The organism is Nocardia sp. NPDC002869 (genome assembly GCF_046764065.1).
Classification (GTDB): domain Bacteria; phylum Actinomycetota; class Actinomycetes; order Mycobacteriales; family Mycobacteriaceae; genus Nocardia; species Nocardia rhamnosiphila.
On the sequence record NZ_JBKOOL010000325.1, the window covers coordinates 1 to 1,897 of the forward strand.

The 1,897-nt window shown below is 67.0% G+C and carries 1 protein-coding gene; it reads right to left on the bottom strand.

The window, feature by feature from the left end:
- Window positions 1–198: 198 nt before the first annotated feature.
- Window positions 199–1,557 (bottom strand): Pup--protein ligase, encoded by a 1,359-nt coding sequence (pafA, locus tag ACLML9_RS28660; protein ID WP_411948416.1) that lies wholly within the window; start codon window positions 1,555–1,557, stop codon window positions 199–201.
- Between the last annotated feature and the right edge of the window lie 340 nt (window positions 1,558–1,897).

A 1,897-nucleotide genomic window follows, 5' to 3' on the forward strand; every position in this document is an offset into this window, starting at 1 on the left:
AGGGGGCCTCGACCCCGCGCCGCCGAAGGCGGCGCAGATAAACACAGCACCTTGGCGAGTGAGTTCACAACCTCACCTTCGCGAAAGGGCGACTTCTCATTCGGGGGCGTGTCCGGAGGCCGCCGGGCGTAGTGGACAGGCAGCGAACATACGTCCGGGGCCGGCCGGACCACAGTCCGACCGGCCCCGGGTGACTCTCTACATCGAGGCGATCAGGCGATCCACGCGCTCGTCCACCGAGCGGAACGGGTCCTTGCACAGCACGGTGCGCTGGGCCTGGTCGTTCAACTTGAGGTGGACCCAGTCGACCGTGAAGTCCCGGCCGGCCGCTTGGGCGGCGGTGATGAAATCACCGCGCAGTTTCGCCCGGGTGGTCTGCGGTGGGGTGTCGACGGCGGTGTCGACCGCGTCGTCCTCGGTGATCCGCTTGGCCAGGCCCTTGCGCTGCAGCAGGTCGAAGACGCCGCGGCCGCGTTTGATGTCGTGGTAGGCCAGGTCCAGCTGGGCGATCTTGGGATCGGCCAGCTCCATGTTGTAGCGGTCCTGGTAGCGCTGGAACAGTTTGCGCTTGATCACCCAGTCGATCTCGGTGTCGACCTTGGCGAAATCCTGCGACTCCACCGCGTCCAGGGTGCGGCCCCACAGATCGACCACCTGATCGACCTGCGGATCACGGTCCCGGTTGCGCAGATGTTCCACGGCGCGGGCGTAGTACTCGCGCTGGATGTCCAGGGCGCTGGCCTGCCGGCCACCCGCCAACCGCACCGGACGGCGGCCGGTGAGGTCGTGGCTGACCTCGCGGATCGCCCGGATGGGATTGTCCAGCGCGAAATCGCGGAACGACACCCCGGCCTCGATCATTTCCAGCACCAGGGCGGCGGTGCCGACCTTGAGCATGGTGGTGGTCTCGGCCATATTGGAATCGCCCACGATCACGTGCAGGCGCCGATACTTCTCGGCGTCGGCATGCGGCTCGTCCCGGGTGTTGATGATCGGACGCGAGCGGGTGGTCGCCGAGGAGACGCCCTCCCAGATGTGCTCGGCCCGCTGCGACAGGCAGAACGTGGCCGCCTTCGGCGTTTGCAGCACCTTGCCGGCCCCGCAGATCAACTGCCGGGTCACCAGGAACGGCAGCAGCACGTCGGAGATCCGGGAGAACTCGCCGGCCCGCACCACCAGGAAGTTCTCGTGGCAGCCGTAGGAGTTGCCCGCCGAATCGGTGTTGTTCTTGAACAGGTAGATGTCCCCGCCGATACCCTCCTCCGCGAGGCGCTGCTCGGCGTCGATGAGCAGCTCCTCCAGTACTCGCTCCCCGGCCCGGTCATGGGTGACCAGCTGGACCAGGCTGTCGCATTCGGCGGTGGCGTACTCCGGATGCGAACCGACGTCGAGGTAGAGCCGGGCGCCGTTTCGCAGGAACACATTGGAGCTGCGCCCCCAGGAAACCACCCGGCGGAACAGATACCGGGCCACCTCGTCGGGGCTGAGCCGGCGGTGTCCGTGAAAGGTGCACGTCACACCGAATTCGGTCTCGATCCCCATAATTCGTCGCTGCACACTATCGAGGTTACAGCGCGGAGAGATTCCTGCGGGTCGGTGCGGAAAACCCGATGTATACGGCTTGGCAACGATTGGGCAGGCGATCGTTCGCCGAGTGGTTCATTGCGGGGGCTCCGGCGTCGATGGTCGGAGCCGTGGACCTGTTCTTCACGTCACCGCTCGGTCGCTGCGCTCCTCCGTTCCGTCACTCCGGAGCCGGGACGGGCGCCGACCACAGATGCCCCGTCCGGGATGGACAAAAGGTCTGCGTGTCCGGATCGACATGGGGAGGCCGAGTCCCTGGGCCCGTGCCCACGGCCGGGTCCCGTCACGCACGCGGGTCGCGCACCGATGCCCG